This is a genomic window from Nocardia pneumoniae NBRC 100136 (assembly GCF_000308755.1).
Taxonomy (GTDB): Bacteria; Actinomycetota; Actinomycetes; order Mycobacteriales; family Mycobacteriaceae; genus Nocardia; species Nocardia pneumoniae.
On the sequence record NZ_BAGF01000070.1, the window covers coordinates 57,399 to 77,567 of the forward strand.

General features: G+C 69.0%; 20 protein-coding genes. 12 read left to right on the plus strand and 8 right to left on the minus strand.

The features are described 5' to 3' along the window. Nucleotides 1-20: 20 nt before the first annotated feature. The gene (locus tag ON34_RS22285) at nt 21-299 is read right to left on the minus strand and encodes a hypothetical protein (protein ID WP_040782528.1); all 279 of its coding nucleotides are present in this window, start codon (nt 297-299) and stop codon (nt 21-23) included. Beyond that, a complete protein-coding gene (mca, locus tag ON34_RS22290) occupies nt 296-1,180 on the minus strand; it encodes a mycothiol conjugate amidase Mca (protein WP_245548135.1) in 885 nt (294 codons plus the stop codon). Before mca ends, ON34_RS22285 begins: the two co-directional genes overlap by 4 nt. A gap of 264 nt (nt 1,181-1,444) precedes the next feature. On the opposite strand from mca, the gene ON34_RS22295 reads away from it, so the two are divergent. Both ON34_RS22295 and greA read left to right on the plus strand, forming a co-directional pair. Further along, on the plus strand, nt 1,445-1,903 hold the full coding sequence (locus ON34_RS22295; protein WP_040782532.1) for a DUF4307 domain-containing protein: 459 nt from the start codon (nt 1,445-1,447) through the stop codon (nt 1,901-1,903). A 297-nt stretch (nt 1,904-2,200) separates the two neighbouring features. Continuing rightward, on the plus strand, nt 2,201-2,695 hold the full coding sequence (greA, locus tag ON34_RS22300; RefSeq protein WP_040782534.1) for a transcription elongation factor GreA: 495 nt from the start codon (nt 2,201-2,203) through the stop codon (nt 2,693-2,695). Nucleotides 2,696-2,792: 97 nt separating this feature from the next. On the opposite strand, the gene ON34_RS22305 is transcribed toward greA, so the two are convergent. Beyond that, a complete protein-coding gene (locus tag ON34_RS22305; protein ID WP_040782536.1) occupies nt 2,793-3,935 on the minus strand; it encodes a cystathionine gamma-synthase in 1,143 nt (380 codons plus the stop codon). Nucleotides 3,936-4,152: 217 nt separating this feature from the next. On the opposite strand from ON34_RS22305, the gene ON34_RS22310 reads away from it, so the two are divergent. After that, nucleotides 4,153-5,328: an acyl-CoA dehydrogenase family protein gene (locus tag ON34_RS22310; protein WP_040782822.1), complete on the plus strand. Its 1,176-nt coding sequence runs from the start codon at nt 4,153-4,155 to the stop codon at nt 5,326-5,328. 107 nt (nt 5,329-5,435) lie between these two features. Beyond that, nucleotides 5,436-5,858, plus strand: coding sequence for a DUF6401 family natural product biosynthesis protein (locus ON34_RS22315; protein ID WP_040782539.1), 423 nt, complete (start codon nt 5,436-5,438; stop codon nt 5,856-5,858). 70 nt (nt 5,859-5,928) lie between these two features. Here the strand turns inward: ON34_RS22315 and ON34_RS22320 are convergent, their stop codons facing one another. After that, entirely contained in the window at nt 5,929-7,047 is a 1,119-nt protein-coding gene (locus ON34_RS22320) for a mechanosensitive ion channel family protein (RefSeq protein WP_083889641.1), read from the minus strand. Between the two features lie 560 nt (nt 7,048-7,607). On the opposite strand from ON34_RS22320, the gene ON34_RS22325 reads away from it, so the two are divergent. Then, nucleotides 7,608-8,087, plus strand: a complete 480-nt coding sequence (locus tag ON34_RS22325) for a DUF4254 domain-containing protein (RefSeq protein ID WP_051022979.1) — start codon at nt 7,608-7,610, stop codon at nt 8,085-8,087. Nucleotides 8,088-8,197: 110 nt separating this feature from the next. Here the strand turns inward: ON34_RS22325 and ON34_RS22330 are convergent, their stop codons facing one another. Continuing rightward, a complete protein-coding gene (locus ON34_RS22330; RefSeq protein ID WP_040782541.1) occupies nt 8,198-9,586 on the minus strand; it encodes a cystathionine beta-synthase in 1,389 nt (462 codons plus the stop codon). 103 nt (nt 9,587-9,689) lie between these two features. Between ON34_RS22330 and ON34_RS22335 the strand changes: the two genes are divergently transcribed. The 3 genes from ON34_RS22335 (at nt 9,690) to ON34_RS22345 (ending at nt 12,517) form a co-directional block, all read left to right on the plus strand. Then, nucleotides 9,690-10,181, plus strand: coding sequence for a hypothetical protein (locus tag ON34_RS22335; protein ID WP_040782544.1), 492 nt, complete (start codon nt 9,690-9,692; stop codon nt 10,179-10,181). Between the two features lie 221 nt (nt 10,182-10,402). Then, nucleotides 10,403-11,254, plus strand: a complete 852-nt coding sequence (locus ON34_RS22340; protein WP_083889628.1) for an SGNH/GDSL hydrolase family protein — start codon at nt 10,403-10,405, stop codon at nt 11,252-11,254. A gap of 42 nt (nt 11,255-11,296) precedes the next feature. Beyond that, nucleotides 11,297-12,517, plus strand: coding sequence for an acetyl-CoA C-acetyltransferase (locus tag ON34_RS22345; protein ID WP_040782547.1), 1,221 nt, complete (start codon nt 11,297-11,299; stop codon nt 12,515-12,517). 54 nt (nt 12,518-12,571) lie between these two features. On the opposite strand, the gene ON34_RS22350 is transcribed toward ON34_RS22345, so the two are convergent. Further along, on the minus strand, nt 12,572-13,426 hold the full coding sequence (locus ON34_RS22350) for a Bax inhibitor-1/YccA family protein (RefSeq protein ID WP_040782829.1): 855 nt from the start codon (nt 13,424-13,426) through the stop codon (nt 12,572-12,574). A 132-nt stretch (nt 13,427-13,558) separates the two neighbouring features. Next, nucleotides 13,559-14,710 carry a class I SAM-dependent methyltransferase gene (locus ON34_RS22355; RefSeq protein WP_040782550.1) on the minus strand — a complete coding sequence of 384 codons (1,152 nt, stop codon included), beginning with the start codon at nt 14,708-14,710 and terminating at the stop codon, nt 13,559-13,561. Nucleotides 14,711-15,390: 680 nt separating this feature from the next. Between ON34_RS22355 and ON34_RS22360 the strand changes: the two genes are divergently transcribed. The 4 genes from ON34_RS22360 (at nt 15,391) to ON34_RS22375 (ending at nt 18,457) form a co-directional block, all read left to right on the plus strand. Beyond that, nucleotides 15,391-15,996, plus strand: coding sequence for an AMIN-like domain-containing (lipo)protein (locus ON34_RS22360; protein WP_051023001.1), 606 nt, complete (start codon nt 15,391-15,393; stop codon nt 15,994-15,996). Nucleotides 15,997-16,063: 67 nt separating this feature from the next. Further along, nucleotides 16,064-17,005, plus strand: a complete 942-nt coding sequence (locus tag ON34_RS33740) for a hypothetical protein (protein ID WP_157172376.1) — start codon at nt 16,064-16,066, stop codon at nt 17,003-17,005. An 87-nt stretch (nt 17,006-17,092) separates the two neighbouring features. Continuing rightward, on the plus strand, nt 17,093-17,785 hold the full coding sequence (locus ON34_RS22370; protein ID WP_040782553.1) for a DUF305 domain-containing protein: 693 nt from the start codon (nt 17,093-17,095) through the stop codon (nt 17,783-17,785). A 141-nt stretch (nt 17,786-17,926) separates the two neighbouring features. Further along, entirely contained in the window at nt 17,927-18,457 is a 531-nt protein-coding gene (locus tag ON34_RS22375) for an Rv2240c family protein (protein WP_040782555.1), read from the plus strand. A gap of 70 nt (nt 18,458-18,527) precedes the next feature. On the opposite strand, the gene ON34_RS22380 is transcribed toward ON34_RS22375, so the two are convergent. Beyond that, complete coding sequence (locus tag ON34_RS22380; RefSeq protein ID WP_040782833.1) at nt 18,528-20,117, minus strand: FAD-dependent monooxygenase; 1,590 nt, start codon at nt 20,115-20,117, stop codon at nt 18,528-18,530. Nucleotides 20,118-20,169 lie beyond the last annotated feature (52 nt).

The window sequence follows — 20,169 nt, forward strand, 5'->3', positions numbered from 1 at the left end:
AGCGCAGCTCAGCGGGGGCTTCAGCTCGGTTCGGCGCGGCCGTCGGGGTCGGCGCCCTCGGATTTCTCGGTGCGGCGCGTGATGCCGTGCTCGGTCCCCTCGTCGGCCTCCTGGTCCGGTTCGGGGTGCTCGGGCTCGAAGGTGGCGGGCAGGCCCTTGATGTGCCGGTTCATCGATCGGATCAGCAGGAAGGTGCCCACGAGCAGGACCAGCACGATGACGAGCCCGAGCGGCGAGGCCTTGCCGAACTCCGGCCCGGTCGGGGTGCCCGGCGTCTGGGCGAGCAGGACCAGCGTCACGACCGCTCGTCCTCGATGCCAGCGAACAGGTCGGTCTCCGGCAATGCGGTGCTCACCCGGGTCTTGGCCAGCTCGAACTCCTCGGTCGGCCACAGCCGCTGCTGCATTTCCAGCGGAATGGCGAAGAACGCGCCGTTCGGGTCGATCTGCGTGGCGTGCGCGCGCAAGGCGTCGTCGCGCTGCGGGAAGTACTTGGCGCACTCGATCTGCGTGGTGATCCGGGAGGTCACGTCACCGCGCTCAGCCATGTACTTGCGCATCCGGTCCAGCCACTCTTGCAGCGGGAACGGTTCGCCGATGCGCTCGTACTCCGCGGCGAACACCTCCATCCGCCGCATGTTGAACCCGTGGTCGTAGTACAGCTTCAGCGGCGTCCACGGCTCGCCCGCGTCGGGGAAGCGCTCCGGGTCGCCTGCGGCCTCGAACGCGGCCATCGACACCTCGTGGCAGCGGATGTGGTCGGGGTGCGGGTAGCCGCCGGTCTCGTCGTAGGTGGTCATCACGTGCGGCTTGAACTCGCGCACCACGCGGACCAGCGCCTCGGTGGCCTCCTCCAGCGGAACCAGCGCGAAGCAGCCCTCGGGCAGCGGTGGCAGCGGATCGCCCTCCGGCAGACCCGAGTCCACGAAACCGAGCCAGTGCTGGCGCACGCCGAGCGCGCGGGCGGCGGCGTCCATCTCCTCGCGGCGGATCTCGTGGATCCGCTCCAGGACGCCGGGGGTGTCCATGGCCGGGTTCAGGATGCTTCCGCGTTCTCCGCCGGTCAGCGTGACGACGAGGACCTCATGTCCTTCGTCGGCGTAACGGGCGGTCGTCGCGGCGCCCTTGCTTGATTCGTCGTCCGGGTGGGCATGCACCGCCATGAGGCGAAGGCCACTCACGTCTCGTTCACCATCGCTCTCGCTCGCGGGTGTCGGGGCTTCGTTACCTATAGTTCCATTCGACGCATATTTGTTCCGACGTACCCCCCGGGAGCGAGTGCCACATGAGCGAGCGCAGCGAGCGAACAATCGACGCAGCCGAGCCCTCGCTCGTGCCGGAGCCGAGCGCCAGCGAGGCGCAGGCATGAGCGAGCGCAGCGAGCGAACAATCGACGCAGCCGAGCCCTCGCTCGTGCCGGAGCCGAGCGCCAGCGAGGCGCGGCCATGACCGAGCCTGCGGCGCAGAGCGGCGGCGGGAAGGCCACGCCGAGCGGACCGCCCGCCGACCGGTACGGAACCCGGCCGCCGGTGCGGCGGCGCTGGATCGCGCCGGTTCTCGGCGCGCTCGTGGTGCTCGCCGGGCTCGGCGTCGCCTACCTCGGCTATCAGAAGTACGGCCCGGACGACATCGAGGCCGAGCAGCTCGGCTACACCGTGGTGGACGACTCGACCATGACCATCCGGCTCAAGGTCACCCGCGCCGATCCCGCGCGTCCGGTGGTGTGCTTCGTGCGCGCGATGGCGCGCGACGGGTCCGAACTGGGCCGCCGGGAGGTGCTCGTCGAGCCGTCGAGCAGCGGAACGGTGGAGGTGACCACCACCGTGCGCGCGTCCGCGCGACCGGTATCGGGCAGCATCTACGCGTGTAGTGATCAGGTGCCCAGTTATCTCCGGGTTGGCTGATTTCCGCGCGTCTGCCGCCGACGTGCCCAGGAAATCAACTCCGACCTGCACATTTGTGAATCATGCTAAAATGGCGTGATACACGGTTCCGAAGCTCGGAGCCGTGTTTGCTGCATTGGCGGCCAGCGCTGACGGTTCGGGCTTACGAGCTTGCCCGCGACCAGGGCCTGTCGGGGTTCGATGAACTTCCCAGGATCGCTCTAGCCGTCGACTGGTGCGTGCCCGCTTCCCAGTGGGTATACGCCAGTGCTCAGGGAATCCCGGCCTGCCGGGAACAACTACTAGGGAGTGATCGAGATGACTGAGACGCAAGTGACCTGGCTGACCCCGGAGTCGCACGACAGGCTCAAGAGCGAACTCGACGCGCTCATCGCCAATCGTCCGGTCATCGCCGCCGAGATCAACGAACGCCGCGAAGAAGGCGACCTCAAGGAGAACGGCGGGTACCACGCCGCGCGCGAGGAGCAGGGTCAGCAGGAGGCGCGGATTCGCCAACTGCAGGAGCTGCTGAACAACGCCAAGGTCGGCGTCGCACCCACCAAATCCGGCGTCGCGCTTCCCGGGTCGGTCGTCAAGGTCTACTACGACGGCGACGAGACGGACACCGAAACCTTCCTGATCGCCACCCGGGAAGAGGGTCTGCGCGATTCCAAGCTGGAGACCTACTCGCCGAATTCCCCGCTCGGCGGCGCGCTCATCGACGCGAAGGTGGGCGAGACCAGGGAATACACCTTGCCCAACGGCAACACCATGAAGGTCACCCTGATCAGCGCCGAGCCGTACCACAGCTGATGCTCGCGGCCGCGGCGCGCTGCCCGGCCGATACCCCCGCGGACACCAGCGGCCGCGCCCGATCGTCGGGTGCGGCCGCTTCGTCATGTCCGTGAACCTAGCTCAATGCCTGTTCGACGTCCGCGAGCAGGTCGCTGACATCCTCGATGCCGACCGACAGCCGCACCAGATCCGCGGGCACCTCCAGCTCGGAGCCCTCGGTGGACGCGTGCGTCATGGCGGCCGGATGCTCGATCAGCGACTCCACGCCGCCCAGCGATTCGGCGAGGGTGAAAACCTCGGTGCGCGAGCAGAACTTGCGCGCGGCCTCGACGTCGCCGTGCAGGCGCACCGAGATCATCCCGCCGAATCGCCGCATCTGCTTGTCGGCGACGGCATGGCCCGGGTGTTCCGGCAGGCCGGGGTAGATCACCTGGGAGATCGCGGGGTGCCGGGACAGGAATTCGGCGAGGGTTTCGGCGTTGTCGCAGTGCCGGTCCATCCGCAGCGCGAGAGTCTTGGTGCCGCGCAGGGTGAGGAAGGCGTCGAACGGGCCGGGGACCGCGCCCGCGCCGTTCTGCAGGAACGCGAAGGCCGCGTCGAGTTCGGGATCGTCGGTGATCAGCGCGCCGCCGATCACGTCGGAGTGGCCCCCGAGGTACTTCGTGGTGGAGTGCACCACGATGTCGGCGCCGAGCAGCAACGGCTGTTGCAGGTACGGGGTCGCGAAGGTGTTGTCGACCACCAGTTTGGCGCCTGCGGCGTGCGCCACGTCGGCCAGCGCGGGGATGTCGCCGATGCTCAGCAGCGGGTTGGTCGGCGTCTCGATCCACACCAGCTTGGTGTTGGGCCGGATGGCGGCGCGCATCTCGTCGACGTTGAACACGTGTGCGGGCGAGTGCTCGATGCCCCACTGGCTGAACACCTTGTCGATCAGCCGGAAGGTGCCGCCGTAGGCGTCGTCGGGGATCACGATGTGATCACCGGGACGCAGCGTGGCGCGCAGCGCACAGTCGGTGGCGGCCATGCCGGAGGCGAAGGCCCGGCCGTAGCGGCCGGATTCCAGCGCGGCGAGGTTCGCCTCCAGCACCGAGCGCGTCGGGTTACCGGTGCGGGCGTACTCGAAACCGCCGCGCAACCCGCCGACGCCGTCCTGGGCGAAGGTCGAACTCGCGTAGATGGGCACATTCACCGCGCCGGTCTGCGGATCGGGTTCGAAGCCGGCGTGCACGGCACGGGTGGAGAATCCCAGCTGGCTCATGCGCTCAGCCTAATCGGGCGATTCCCGGGCAATTGTCCCGGTGGGTTCATCGGGGGGAATGTCGCGCCGCGAACCGGGCGGGGCGCCGCGCATCACGGCATCTCGTCGGGCCCACCGATCGAATTACGTGCAGGTCACGGGCAGGTCGGAAATCTTGCGCAGCGCGGGCCCACGTGAGCTCGGTCTCAACGGCGCAACGCCCGTTTACGCTGAGTCCATGGTCACCGTCGAAGAACTGTTCGCCACCGATGCACTGCTGTCCGAGGACGAGCGCGAGATCCGGGACACCGTCGCGGCCTTCGCGGCCCAGCGCCTGCGCCCGCACATCGCGGACTGGTTCGAGGCGGGCACCTTCCCGGCACGCGAGCTCGCCCCGGAGTTGGGCAGGCTCGGACTGCTCGGTATGCATCTGGACGGCTACGGCTGTGCGGGCATGTCGGCGACCACCTACGGCCTTGCCTGCCAGGAACTGGAGGCGGTCGATTCCGGGGTGCGCAGCATGGTCTCGGTGCAGGGTTCGCTGGCCATGACCGCGATCCACAAGTACGGCTCCGAGGAGCAGAAGCAGCAGTGGCTGCCGGAACTGGCCGCCGGTCGCGCGCTGGGCTGCTTCGGACTCACCGAGCCCGACTTCGGCTCCAACCCCGGCGGCATGCGGACCAGGGCCAAACGCGACGGGGCCGACTGGGTGCTGAACGGCTCGAAGATGTGGATCACCAACGGATCGGTGGCCGATGTGGCGGTGGTCTGGGCGCAGACCGAGGACGAGGGCAAGCAGGTGATCCGCGGGTTCCTCGTTCCGGCTGGCACGCCCGGGTTGACGGCGCGGGAGATGCACCGCAAGCTGTCGCTGCGCGCCTCGATCACCGCCGAACTGGACTTCGACGACGTTCGCCTGCCGGCCGAGGCGGTACTGCCCGGATCACGCGGACTCGCCTCGCCGCTCGCCTGCCTGAGCGAGGCGCGCTTCGGCATCATCTTCGGCGCGCTCGGCGCCGCCCGCGACTGTCTCGCGGCGACCATCGAGTACGCCAGGACCCGCGAGGTGTTCGACAAGCCGCTGGCCGCCTACCAGCTCACCCAGGCCAAACTGGCCGACATGGCGCTGGAGTTCGGTAAAGGCCAGCTGCTGGCGCTGCACATCGGGCGGCTGAAGGACCGCGGCGCGGTCACGCCCGAGCAGGTCAGCGCGGGCAAGCTGAACAGCACGCGCGAGGCCATCGCGATCGCCCGTGAATGCCGCACGATTCTCGGCGCCAATGGCATCACGCTCGACTATCCGGTGCTGCGCCACGCGAACAATCTGGAATCGGTGCTCACCTACGAGGGCACCGCGGAGGTGCATCAGCTCGTGCTCGGCCGCGCCTTGACGGACGCGAATGCTTTTCGCTGACGGCACCTTTCGCTTGGGCGAGTTTGCTGAGCGGAACTTCGATCGAGCATTGGTCCGCGACCGACGTCACAATTTGATAAATACTGGATGATTGCTACCATATTGTGATGTTTTTGCTCGGCCCCAGCTTTCTGGAAGCGTCGGCACGTAGGACTTTGAATCGCCTACACCAGACGCACGGAGCCCCCGCGACTGCGGCGGCCGCGCGGCTGCCCGCGCTTTCTGCGGTTCTGGACCAGCATGCCGCCGCAGTTCGCGACATCCTCCAGCACGGCGTCGCGGATTCGTCGGACGTCCCGCCCGCCGTGCTGCTCGCGGGTTACGCGCGCGGATTGCTCGACCAAGTGCGCGCCGATCGTGCCGCCGAACGCGGTGGCTCCAGCTGGCCGGACACTCCCGGAACGCGCGGCAAGGCGCCGCAAGATGTCCGCGAGTGGGCCGAGGCGGACTGGATCCATCTGCGCTTGGCCGGGGTGTGCCTGCACGGTATGCGCAACCCCACCGAGCTCGCGCTCCCGCAACTGCACTGAGCGAAGTCGCCCGGCCGAGCGCGTCCGCCGCGCCTACGACGGACGCGCTGCCCACCCGGCGGATCGAGACCTACCGCTCGTCGCCTTCGTCGCGGTAGCCCCGGTACTCGCCGGGCTGCGGTCGGCCCGCGCCAGGGGTCGTCCCCTGGCCAGGCTGCGGGTACTCTCCACCGGGCGCCGCACCCTGACCAGGCTGCCCATAACCTCCACCGGGCGCCGCACCCTGACCAGGCTGCCCATAACCTCCGCCAGGCGCCGCGCCCTGACCAGGCTGCGGGTATGCCTCACCAGGCGTCGCGCCCCGGCCTGGCTGCCGCTGGCCGCGGGCGCCGGGTTCTTGCCATTGCTGTCCCTGCGTGGCCTCCCGCGACGGCGCACCCACGGGCTGCTGTTCGAATTCCCCTTCGCCGGGGACGGGCTGCTGGCCGCGAGCTGCCTGCTGATCCATCAGCATCTGTTCCCGGGCGGCGTCCTCACGGCCCCGTCGGTAGGCCTCGGCATGTCCCCTGGCCGTGGGGATCTCGTGCTCCAGGTCGCTGATCCAGCGCTCCCATCGCTCCTGCATCGGCCGGATCATGCCGCCACCGACGCCGACGACCAGGATGCCGCCGATGGTCGCGAGCACCGCGACGAGAATCGGCACGGTGACCGCTGTGGCGACCCCGATCTGGTTCAGCGCGGCCACGATGCCGATGGCCCAGATGCCCACCGCCGCCATCCGGGCGAGCATCGGGCCGTAGGACAGGCCGCCGAGCGTGCTGCCGACCATTTCCCGCACCGCGTGCGCGATCGCACCCGCGACCACCACGATGACGATCGCGACCGCCAGCCTCGGCAGCCACGCGACGATGCCTGCGATCACGTTGCTGACCGGGTTCGGACCGAAGACACCGAAGCCGATCTGCAGGGCGATCAGCAGAATCGCGTAGTACGCCAGCCTCGCGAGAATGTCGGAGGCGTCGTATTTGCTCCGCTCGAGCATTCGCCGCACCCCGCCGCGTTCGACGGCCCGGTCGAACCCGACCCGCTCCAGCACTTTGTCGACGATCTTCTCTACCGCCTTCGCGACGAGCCAGCCGATGAGCAGGATGACGAGGAAGCCGACCAGCTTGGGCACGAACGTGGCGATGGAAGCCCACGCATCGGAGAACCCCTGCTGAAAATCGATGGCCAGACTAGAGGTGTGCATCTCCATCCCTTCGCTGTGCGATGGCGCCGCGGCTATTTGCCACGGCTACGTCCAGCTGGGCTATACCCCTGGAAAAACCGCCGAATCTGATATTTGCGGAATGATTGCCATTTTTTTATTTCGATCTTGCTCCACATCCAGAAAGCACCGTAGCGCGCATCCCCGCGAAAATGCCGACTTCCGCTCGCCGCACTCGATTCCGGTCGCCGAGCACCGAATTGACGGCATCCGGCCCCGTCCTGCGCACACCCTGCCCACCTCATTCGCAAGAGCCGAGCACACCTCGCGGGCGTGCGAAGAAGTGCTTTGCTGTGCGAAGCTGAGCTCACAAAGGGGAAGCGCTCACGGTGTGGGGGTCACCATGGGTAGGGGATTGTTACGTCTTGTCATTTTGGTGCCATGTGGGTGTCATCGGCACGCCAAGGACGGCGCTCAAGCTGAAGGGGACCCCGGCATTTGGGCGATGCCTCCACCGCCACTCCATCGGAGGTGCACGATGCACACGTTGACAATCGACCGTAGCGCACGGTGGTCGGTTCCGAATGCACTGGGAGCCAGCCATGTTCGTGCGTAGCCACCTGCCGAGGCACCCGCGCGGCGTCGTCCGGCCATTGCCGGATCAACGCGAACTCGTCGCCGCCTTCGGCGGGCATGCGAGCGACGCGGACGACGACCATCCCCTGCTCGCCTGGGCCGCGACACTGGCCACGCTGCACCGGCAGCGGCACACCGATCCCCTGGCCGCCGCCGGAATCGACTGCCGCCGTAGCGAATTGGTGGCCGCCATCGATGCGTGGGTGGTCGACCAGCTTCCCCGCAAGCGCTCGACCGACCACCTGCGCGCGGAATCCCTCGGCGCCACAGTCGATCGCATGGCGGCGGCGCACGTTCACGCCAGCCACCTGCTGCACACCGCCGAAAAGGTCTCCGACGCCCGGGTGCACGCCGCCTGGTACCGGCTGGCTCTGCTGGCCGACGAGTGGACCGACCTGATCACCGGCGGGGTGCGGGAAACGGTGCGCGGCAGAAGACCGGCATAGGCCTTCTCGAGGGCTCGCCACCGGGTCGGCCGTCGAATCGTGCGAGCCCCGCGCCACAGTCGGTGCGGCGCGGGGCGTGCTCGGTCGATCCGGGCGGCCCGGTCCCTCGGTTACTTGCCGATGTGGCCGGTGCTGAGGAAGCCGAGCAGGTCGTGGCGGGTGATGACACCGACGGGTTTGCCGTCCTCGACGACCATGAGGGCGTCGGTGTCCGAGAGCGCCTTGGTCGCCGCGGAAATGGGCTCGCCCGAGCCGATCAGCGGGAACGAGGGGCTCATGTGCTGGGCCACCGAATCGGTCAGGTGCGCCCGGCCTTCGAAGACGGCCGACAGCAGGTCGCGCTCGGACACGCTGCCCGCCACCTCGCCCGCCATCACGGGCGGCTCGGCGCCGACCACGGGCATCTGCGACACGCCGTACTCGCGCAGGATCTCGATGGCGTCGCGCAGCGTCTCCGACGGATGGGTGTGCACCAGGTCGGGCAGCTCGCCGGACTTGCCCCGCAGCACGTCACCGACCAGCGGTTCGGCCGTGCCGTCCAGCCGTTCGCGGAGGAAGCCGTAGGAGCTCATCCACTCGTCGTTGAAGATCTTCGACAGATAGCCGCGCCCTCCGTCGGGCAGCAGCACCACGACCAGCGCGTCCGGATCACGCCGCGCCACCTCGACAGCCGCGACCACCGCCATGCCGCACGAGCCTCCGACCAGCAGGCCCTCCTCGCGGGCCAGTCTGCGGGTCATCTCGAAGGAGTCCGCGTCGGACACCGCGATGATCTCGTCCGGCACCGCCGGGTCGTAGGCGGACGGCCAGAAGTCCTCGCCGACGCCCTCGACCAGGTACGGCCGCCCGGTGCCGCCCGAGTACACCGAGCCCTCCGGATCGGCGCCGATGATCCGCACCTTCCCGCCGGAGACCTCCTTGAGGTAGCGGCCGGTGCCGGTGATGGTGCCGCCGGTGCCGACGCCCGCCACGAAGTGGGTCACCTTGCCGTCGGTGTCCCGCCAGATCTCCGGGCCGGTGGTCTCGTAGTGGCTGTCCGGGCCGCCCGGGTTGGAGTACTGGTCGGGCTTCCAGGCGCCGTCGATCTCGCGGACCAGGCGGTCGGAGACGCTGTAGTAGCTGTTCGGGTGGTCCGGCGGCACGGCGGTCGGGCACACGACGACCTCGGCGCCGTAGGCGCGCAGCACGTTGCGCTTGTCCTCGCTGACCTTGTCCGGGCAGACGAACACGCACTTGTAGCCGCGCTGCTGCGCCACCAGCGCCAAGCCGACACCGGTGTTGCCGGAGGTGGGCTCGACGATGGTGCCGCCGGGGCGCAGCTTTCCGGACTTCTCGGCGGCGTCGATCATCTTCACCGCGATCCGGTCCTTGGCGCTGCCGCCGGGGTTGAGGTATTCGATCTTGGCCGCCACCAGACCCGCGTTCGGTCCGACGACCGAGTTCAACCGGACCAGCGGCGTGTTGCCGATGAGATCCACGACATGATCCGCGATGCGCATGGACCCCATCGTTGCAGACGCACTACCTGTGAGTTCGCGCACGCCGGACGCAACGGGTCGCGGCTACCGGCGAACCGGCCCTCGCACCCTTAGGATCGCTGCCATGAGGCAGCCGAACATCGCCCGTGCCGCAGCGATTCTGGCCGGATCGGCGATGGCTCTAGTGATCGGATCCGGCGCGCACGCGGACGCGGCGACCATCGAGTTCCCCGACGTGCCCACGCTGGCGCATGGCGGTCTGTGCTGGACCACCATCCGCACCTGGGCCGACACCAGCCCGGAATGGCCGGGCCGCGCGATTCTCAACATCCGCGCGCTGCCCGTATCGGGCATCGGGCCGGGGCAGCACCCGTTCGCGCCGCTGTGCGAGGTCCGCACGACCGTCGCCTGGCGCAACGTCACCACCGGCGCCACCGGCCGCTACGACAACACGGTGGTCACCGGTATCTACGGCAGCATCCAGTACGCGCTGTTCCAGGACACCGGGCCGGGTTTGATCGAGGTCACCATCTCCACCGACGCGGCGAGCGTCCCCGCGCGCGGCTCCTTCGTGGTGCCCGGCGATCCGAACCAACCGGTCAACAGGCCCGAGTGACGAGGACGCACGGCAACTCCTGATGCCGGGCTGAGCCGGATCATCGGGCGGCGGTGGAACCTGCCCCGGTAGTTCGCGCTGCGCCGACCTGAACGGACCAAGGAGCACCCCGCGGTCGAACTCACCTCTGCGCGGGGTCGTTCGGGACCTGAGCGGACCGGCGGTGATTTCGTAAAATTCCTGGCGTGAGCGCACCTCGATTCCGCTGGCGGACGGCGGCGATGACCGGTGCCGCGGCCATGCTCGCCGGTTCGGGCGCGGGCACCGCATGGTGGGTGACCTATCGCCTGCTCATGGCCCAAGCGGGCGCTGCGCGCGGCGTGATCGGCCGGGACACCTCGAAACCGCCGGAGGCGGACGGCATCTACACCGCTGGCTGCGCGGAACCCGAGCCGTGGCGTACCGGCAAGCACGCCGACCTGCACCTGATGATCTTCGGCGACTCCACCGCGGCGGGCGTCGGCTGCCTGGTGCCCGACGAGGTGCCGGGCGTACGCCTGGCGCGCGGACTCGCCGAGGCGACCGGGCAACGGATCCGCCTGAGCACCAAGGCGATCTCCGGCGCCACCTCCAAGGGCCTGGCCGGTCAGGTGGACGCGATGTTCGTCGCCGGTCCGCCGCCGGACGCCGCGGTCATCCTCATCGGCGCCAACGACGTCACCAAGAAGCACTCCATCCGCGCCTCCGCGCGCAGGCTGGCCGCCGCGGTGGCCCGGCTGCGCCGCGCCGACGCGGTGGTGGTGGTCGGTACCTGCCCGAACCTGGGCACGGTGACCGCCATCCCGCAACCGCTGCGGACCGTGGTGCACAACTGGAGCGTCCGCTTGGCCAGAGCGCAGCACGTGGCGACGATCGTCGCGGGCGGGCATCCGGTGCCGATGGGTTATCTGCTCGCCCCGGAATTCCGCGCCGCGCCCGAACTCCTCTTTGCCGCCGACGGGTTCCACCCCTCGGCCACGGGTTACGAACTCGCCGCCGCGCAGCTGCTTCCGGCGCTGATCGACGCACTGGACGGGACACCCGCTTCCGGTACTCCGCGACGGGACGTAAATTCGATACGAACCGCAGAGTAAGTACAAAAAGGTTCACCACGACCGTCCCACAAAGGAGTCCTCATGCCTGAGGCCGTCATCGTTTCGACCGCACGCTCCCCGATCGGCCGTGCCCGCAAGGGTTCGCTGGTCGACCTGCGGCCCGACGATCTGACCACGCAGATTGTGCGGGCAGCGCTCGACAAGGTGCCCGCCCTGGACCCGGCCCAGATCGACGACCTGATCCTCGGCTGCGGTTCGCCCGGAGGCGAGCAGGGCTTCAACATCGCCCGCATCGTCGCCGTGCAGCTCGGCTACGACTTTCTGCCCGGCACCACCGTGCACCGCTACTGCGCGTCGTCGCTGCAGTCCACCCGGATGGCGTTCCACGCGATCAAGGCGGGCGAGGGCGACGTGTTCATCTCCGCGGGCGTGGAGACCGTCTCCCGCTACGTGAACGGTTCCGCGGACAGCTGGCCGAACACCCAGAACCCCCTGTTCGCCGCGGCGCAGGAGCGCACCGCCAAGACCGCCGAGGGCGGCGCGGGCATCTGGCACGACCCGCGTGAGGACGGCCTGCTCCCCGACGCCTACATCGCGATGGGCCAGACCGCCGAGAACGTCGCCACGTTCACCGGCATCACCCGCGAGGAGCAGGACCGCTGGGGGGTGCGCTCGCAGAACCGGGCCGAAGAGGCGATCAAGAACGGCTTCTTCGAGCGGGAGATCACCCCGGTGACGCTGCCGGACGGCACGGTGGTCAGCACGGACGACGGCCCGCGCGCCGGCGTCACCTACGAGGCGGTCGCGGGGCTGAAGCCGGTGTTCCGTCCGGACGGCACCGTCACCGCGGGCAACTGCTGCCCGTTGAACGACGGCGCGGCCGCGCTGGTCATCATGAGCGACACCAAGGCCAAGGAGCTGGGGCTGACCCCGCTGGCGCGCATCGTGTCCACGGGCGTGTCCGGACTGTCGCCGGAGATCATGGGCCTCGGCCCGATCGAGGCGTGCAAGCGTGCGCTGGCGCTGGCGGGCAAGACCATCGATGACATCGACCTGGTCGAGATCAACGAGGCGTTCGCGGTCCAGGTGCTCGGCTCGGCTCGGGAGCTGAAGATCGACGAGGACAAGCTGAACGTCTCCGGCGGCGCGATCGCGCTGGGCCACCCGTTCGGCATGACCGGCGCCCGGATCACCACCACGCTGATCAACAACCTGCAGACCTACGACAAGCAGTTCGGTCTGGAGACCATGTGCGTCGGCGGCGGCCAGGGCATGGCGATGGTCATCGAACGCCTGAGCTGAGACACGAAAGGGCGGTCGCCGGATGATCCGGCGACCGCCCTTTTCGCTGTGCGGCTAGTCGTTCTGGAAGTAGCTCAGCAGTCGCAGGATCTCGACGTAGAGCCAGACCAGGGTGACGGTGAGGCCGAGGGCGACGCCCCAGGCCGCCCGCTCCGGCGCCTGCGCGCGGATCAGCTGATCGGCGGCGTCGAAGTCGAGCAGGAAGCTGAACGCGGCGATCGCGATGACCACCAGGCTGAAGACGATCGCCAGCGGGCCGCCGTCGCGCAGACCGAGGCCGCCGGAGATGAAGAAGCTGGCGATCAGGTTGCCCAGCATGAGCACCAGGACGCCGATCATGGCGCCGACGATGATCCTGGTGAACCGCGGCGTCACCCGGATGGCGCCGGTCTTGTAGACCACGAGCATGCCCGCGAAGACGCCGAACGTGCCGAGCACCGCCTGACCGATCAGCGCGCTACCGCCGACCCCGCCGAACTCGACATTGGTGAACATGAACGACAGCGCACCGAGGAACAGGCCTTCGGCCACCGCGTAGGACAGCACGAGCACCGGGTTGTCCATCTTGTTCGCGAACGTCGCGATCAGCACCAGCACCAGGCCGACCAGGCCGCCGACGATCACGAACAGCGGCGCGAGCGACGTGTTCGCGTTGGTGAGGCCGTAGGAGACGATCGCGGACAGGGCGAGCACCGCGAGGGTGATGCCCGTCTTGGTCACCACGTCGTCGATCGTCATCGCCCTGGTGGTGGGCGGGGCCTGCGGCGGATAGGGCTGCTGGTACTGGGGGTACTGGCCGTACTGGTTGCCGAACTGTCCCGCGGCGGTCGCGCCGGAACCGAAGCTGGCGTAGCCACCGCCCTCCTGCCTGGGCAGGTTCCTGAAAACCGGATTGCTCGTGGTACGCAAAGCACGTCCCTTTCTGGAGTCGTTGCCGCTGATCATCGAGGTGGTTGCCTCGATATCCAACTGCCTTGTCCAACGTTTGTGATCGGCCGCGAGTTCCCGGGGGGAAACTCGCTGAGCCAGACAATTCGGACTCTACCGCTGCCGCGGGTCGTGCAGACCACGCACGGACCGAGTCACCGTGAATTTCCGGTTGCGCCCGATCACCTCGGTCCGGCCCACCATGCGTTCGACCACGGCGCGGTAGTTGAGGTGCGAGTTGTACACGGTCCACAGCTCGCCGCCCGGGCGAAGCACGCGTCCGGTCTCGGCGAACATCTTGATCGCCGATCCGGTGTGCACCGCCGCCCCGACGTGGAACGGCGGATTGCACAGTACGAGATCGGCGCTGTTGTCCGCGGCCGAGGACATCGCGTCGTCGCGCGCGACATGTACGCGGTCCGCGACGCCGTTCACATCGGCGGTGGCTCGCGCCGACGCGACCGCGGCGGCCGATTGATCGGTGGCGACCACTTTGATTCCGGGCCGCGCGGTGGCCAGCGCGACGGCCAGTATGCCGGTGCCGCAGCCGAGGTCGATCGCGTCACGGGCATCCGGCTTCATCAACTTCAGATGTTCCAGCAGGAATCTGGTTCCGATATCGAGGCGGGCGCCGGAGAAGGCGGCGCCGTGCGCGACCACCTCGAGACCCAATTCGTCGAGCCGTTCGTGCACCGGGAAGGGCGGGTCACCCACCGGCTTCGCCCCGGCGACCAGGAGGGTGCGTGACTTCTGCCTGCCCCGGCTGGCGCGCACCTCGCGGAACGACTGGGCCAGAACGTCGTTCATCGACTTCGTCAGATACTTGTCCCGGCCGCCCGCGAACACCTCGACGTCCGGGTCCGCGTAACGGGCGATGGCGTCGGCTGTTTCGGCCAGCCCGGCCAGCACTCGGGGCAGGCGAAGCAGCACCACTCGAGCACCATCCAGCAATCCGGCGCCGAGTGGGTGCGCGGTGTAGCGATCCGACAGACCGAGCGCGCGAGCGTTATTGGCGAGCGCGAGTTCGCCGGTGAGCAGATCCTGGTGCACCCGGACGTCGCGCAGATCGTGCCCGGCGATGGCGCCGAGGGTCAGCGCGCCGTAACTGTCGCCGATAACGGCTACCTTTCCGCTATCGACGGTCGCCAAGGCGTCCGCGGCGACGTCGAGGATCAGCCGGTCGGCGGCATCAACGGCATAGAGGTTCAGCGCCTCCACGTCCGGATACCGCCGCAATCGGCTCAGTACGTCCTCGACATATCCCACACCTCAAGTGTGCTAGATCGTTGCCGCATGGTCGCGCCCACCCCATCCAATCGATCGTCCCGTGTTTCGCGAAAACGCCAGCAGGCTGGATGACGCACTGACGTACGGAGATTCGACGCGCAGTGGAGAAGCGCGTCCGACCGCGGCGTGTCGACGACTCCGCGGCGAGGGTGGCCGAGCAGCTCACGGGCTGCGTGGTCAACGGATCGCACGGTGTCGACGGCACGGTTGGCAATGCGGGTCGAGGCCCTCATCCACCGTCGACTCGTTCGCGAGGTCGGCTGTGTCCCAGATCCGCCTGCCGACTCCGTCCGTCACTTCTCGCCGTCGCCCGAACCGGCGCTTCGGCTGATCCAGTCCGAGACCGGATCAGCGAAAGCCGCTGCTCGCCAACCGAACTACGCAACCCACGCGCAGCGGGCATGCGCGGTCCGGCGGAACCGACCGAGCCGTTACCCCGCTTGACGGCGGCGGTTGGCGCACGCCACGCGAGCAGACCAAGCGTTCCACCCGCGAACGAGAAATAGCAATTGACCGGCAATTTCCCGCGCGACACCGCTGTCCTGCCGCGCCGCCATTCACCCGCGGCGGCGTTCGTTTCACTTCCGCGCGACGGCGAATCATCCGCAACGAGCCGCGATTACGCCATCCGGAGCGCGCCGCTGAGTAGCATCGGCCTCATGCGCAACTGGATGGTGTTGACGGTCGCGGTAGCGACGGTACTGCTCTCGGGGTGCGGCGATGGCGAGTCGGCGCAGGAGCTACCGGTCGCCTCGATCACCGCCACACCGGGCGCTACCGGCACGCAGGCCGCGCCCGCCCCCGCGGTGCCGCAGGACGCCGTGCCGCAGGACGCCGCACCCAAGCGGGGCGCCGCTTCCGCGGACGCGGCGCTGACGGTCACCGGTATCCGCCTCGGCCGCCAGCCCGGCTTCGACCGCGTCGTCTACGACCTCGGCGGGGTCGGCACGCCCGGCTGGCTCGTGCGATACACCGACCGCGCCGTACAGGACGGCAGCGGCAATCGCGTCGACGTGGCGGGCCGGTCGATTCTCGAGGTGCGCATTCTGGGCTCGGCCTACCCCTTCGACAGTGGGGTGACGCCGTACGCGGGCCCTGACCCCGCCGTCGACCCGGCGGTGCCCGGCGTCGCGGGCGTGTACCGGACCACGGTGTTCGAAGGCACCACCCAGTCGTTCATCGGCGTGCAGGCCGACCGGCCCGCCTTCACCGTCACGACCCTGTCCAATCCGACCCGGCTGGTCGTGGACATCGCCAGCCCGTAGACAAATACGGGTACACCGAAGGGGTATCGCGAGCGCAACGGATCGGCGGCCACTAGACTCGGCACTCGTGGTCCGATGTCGCATCCTCCGCGCGACCGGGTTGGCCCGGCTGCTCGGCGTGCTGGCGTTGCTCGCCGGGATCGTCGCCATGCATTCGGCCGTCTTCGCGGTCGTCGGCCACGCCGCCGGGGTGCACCACACGAACACGGTGCACCCCGAGTACGCCAGCCCCCCGCCCGATGCGCTCGCGCGGGCTACGGTCGCGAGATTCGGTCCCGCCATTACCGCCGATGCCCCGCGCGTCCAGTCCAGCCACGACAAGATTCGACCACCGCACCGAATCGAGCCGGACGACCAGCAGATTCGCCCTCAACTCGCCTGGACGCGGCAAAGCCATGACGGCACTGCCACCGGCCACGACAAGTCTCATCGGGACCCCCGCATCCCGCCGAGCCACGGCGTGATCGGCACTGAACACGTTTGGGCACAACGAAGCCATACCGGCGCTCTGCCCGGCGGAGCCGATACTCGACCGCAGCAGCGAACCGAGCCGGGCGACGAGCGGAATCGCGCCGAGCTCGTCTGGATCCGACCAGGCCACGACGGCACCGGCGGGTACGACCGGCGCAGCACGGACGACGCGCAACGACCCGGCAGTGGTGGATTCTCCCGATCGGCGAGTGGGACCAGCGTTGTCACCACGGTTGCCGACAGCTCAGGCCCGTGGACTCCTCCGATGCGGGCGATGACGGCGGCGCTCGCGGCGACCGGAATACCAGGCCCGGATTGCGCCGGGGACGGGTGCGATCGCATGCACAGCGGGATCCACGGCTGCGTGTTCATCCTGGTCGTTCTCGCGGCACTGGTCGGTTTGGTGCTGCTCTACCGCTTGGCGGCCGATCGCCCCGGCCGCGGTGTGGCGCTGCCTCGGCATTGGCATCCGCGACGGGAACGGCCGCCGCCGTGGACCGTGCTCACCTTGGCCGAACTGGCGATTCTGCGGATCTGACAGCTCCACCGCGCCCGTGTGTACGAACCACGGGAGCGGCGTTGTCCACTCCGCCATCAGACTTCCCATTTCGCAAGGAGCACACCCATGTTCATCACCCGACCCCGCATGACCGTCGCGCTTGCCGCGGTCGCCGCGCTGAGCCTCACCGGATGCGGCGACGCCGATACCGGGCCCACCACCGAGCACGGAACCTCGGCGAGCGCGACGGCGACCGCGAGCGCACCGGCGCAGGCCCAGCACAACGACGCCGACGTGACGTTTCTGCGGATGATGTACCCGCATCACGCGCAGGCCGTCGAAATGGCCAGGTTGGTGCCCAGTCACACCGACAATCCGCAAGTTCGCGCACTGGCCGCATCGATCGAGCAGGCGCAGGCGCCGGAGATGCAGCAGATCACCACTCTGCTGCAGAGCTTCGGTCAGCCCGCCCCGAGCACGGGCGAAGGTCACCAGGGCCACGGCATGACCAGCACGCCCACGGGCATGCCCGGAATGCCCATGTCCGGCACGCCGATGCCCGGAATGCCCATGTCCGGCACGCCGATGCCCGGGATGATGTCCGCCGAACAGATGGCGGCTCTGCAAGCGGCCTCCGGCCCGGAGTTCGACCGCCAGTGGCTGACCATGATGATCGAGCACCACACCGGCGCCATCGCCATGGCCGAGACCGAACTCGCCGACGGCAAGAACCCGGACGCGCAAGCGCTCGCCCGCGCGATCATCAAGGCCCAGCAGGCGGAGATCGATCAGATGCGCACCATGCTCGGCCAGAGCTGACCCAGCGCGCCGCGCCGATATCGGTTGACCATCGATATCGGCGCGGTCCCGCGACGCTCGGACGCGGCAAGTACCGTCGGACTGTCCGGCACTGTTGATTCCTGTCCCGGCCGGGCGTGCCGAGGGGAAGTGGGACCGACCATGCGACGACTGGAACGCACGGGCCTGGTGGCGGCCACGATGGCAACGGCGGCGGGCGTGCTGCTCATCGGCGCCTGCACCCAGCAGGTCTCGGGCACCGCGGAGGTCGACGAGACCGACTTGGCCGCGTACGCCTCGGAAGTCACCTCGTCGCGGGCCGCGGCCGTCACACGCGCGACCGACGCCGCCTGCGACGCCTTCCTCACCGCGAACGGCAGTTCGGCGCGGGCGTTCAACGACTACATCGACGCCAGCAACACCAAAGGCCGCAATGACCCCGACACGAACGGCAAGGCCGACCACGCCGTCGCGACACTGCGCGACAACGCGCGCTCGGTGGGTCAGAAGGTCACCAGAGAGGTGCCATCCGCCGTCGCCGACCCGCTGCGCGCGTACCGCGACGACACCACCGCCCTGGCCGACACGCTGGGCCGCCGCGCGGACACCGACACACTGAACGCCGCGATCGACCGCTTCAACGCCACCAAGAACGCGGCGCTGACCGCATGCCAGGGCCATGGCACCCGGTAGCGGTTGGCGGACCCGGCCCGTGCGGCGGCTTACACGTCTACGGCCCGCGCGGATCCGCACCCAGAACGCGCTAGGCGCGGTGCAGTAGCCTGCGCAACACGCTGAACAGCGCGTCGGCCGGATCGCCGCCCTGTGCGTCGGCGCGCCACGCGACGATGTGGTCCGGCCGCACGAGCAGTGCGCCGTCGGACGCGATCCCCGTCCGCCGGGGCCACTCCGGCACCTCGATAACCTCGGCGCCCACCGCGATGCCCAGCCGATCGCCCACCGCACGCGCCGCACCGACCCACCGCGCGCCGCCTGGACCTGCCAGTACGCAGAACCGGGAGCGGACCAGATCCAATGTCGACTCCCCCTCGCCGATCCACAGGTGCGGAAGCCGAGAGCCCGCAGCCGCGTCGAGGACCGAGTCGAGGTGCTCGGTATCCGGCAGTTCGGTTCGCGCATCGATCACCGCGGTGGAGTCGTACCGATACCCCATGGCCACGACGGGCCCGTTGACCATGCCCACCGCGGCACGGGCAGCGCCCGCCTCGGGGCTCGTATCCCAATGCAGGCGTGGATGAGCCACCCGCAGCAGCGCTTGGTCGAGGGTGAACGAGGCGACCGCGCGCCGCTCGGTCTCGTAGGTGTCCAGCAGACCGGTTCCCGCCTGCCCGCCGAGCACCGCGGCCAGCTTCCAAGCCAGGTTGTGCGCGTCCGCGGCGCCGGTATTCAGGCCGAAGGCGCCTTGCGGCGGCACGGCGTGCGCCGCGTCACCGACAAGGAAGACCCGTCCGTCCCGGAACTTGTCGGCCAGCAGCCCTCGTGAGCGCCAGGACAATCGACTCAGAATCACCGGCTCGAGCGCCGGATCGCCGACCGCCGTGCGGATCAGCGCGCGACAACGCTCGTCGGTGAAGTCGTCGGCCGACTGCCCAGCCTCCAGGTGGTATTCGGTGTGGAAGATCCACTCCTGCGCACCGTCCACGGTGACCAGCAGACCGGGCGCGTCCGATCCGGTGATCTCCCCTGTGGCGAAGTGCTTGCCTTTGGTGTAAGGCAGCAGATCCGCGCGGAAGAGGATGCTCATCTTCGGGTTACCGAGCGCTCCCGGTCCCGAGGTGCCGATGCCGAGCGCGGCGCGCACGCCGCTGCGCACGCCGTCCGCGGCGATCACGTAATCGGCGCGCACGGTGGTGCCGTCGTCGAGCCGGGCGGTGACGCCGTCGGCGTCCTGTTCCAGCCCGGCCAGCGCGGTCGAATAGCGAATGACCACACCGCGTTTCGCCGCCGCGGGTGCGAGCACCGCGTCCAGCCGGTCCTGCGCGCAGACGCCGCGGATGGGTGCGGGGCCGATCCGGTCGGATACCGGCCCTGGCAGGGTGGGCGCCGCCGCGATGGAGGAGAAGTCGATCGAGGCCAGTGTCGCGCCCGTAACTCGCCCCTGGCTGCCCGCCGACATGTCGACGGCCGCCGCGTTCACCTCGTCGGCAAGCCCGACCTCGCGCAGGAATTCCATGGTGCGCGAGCTGATCCCGGTCGCTCGCGGATGGATCGATGGCCCAGGCGCACGCTCCACGATGTGGGCCGCCACACCGTGATGCGCGAGGAAGACGGCTGCGAAAAGCCCGACCGACCCGGCGCCGACGATCAGCACGGGAATTTTGGACGCGGACATGACCACTCCTTATGGATACAGTGTTATCACAATGGGTACGCCGTAACCATAA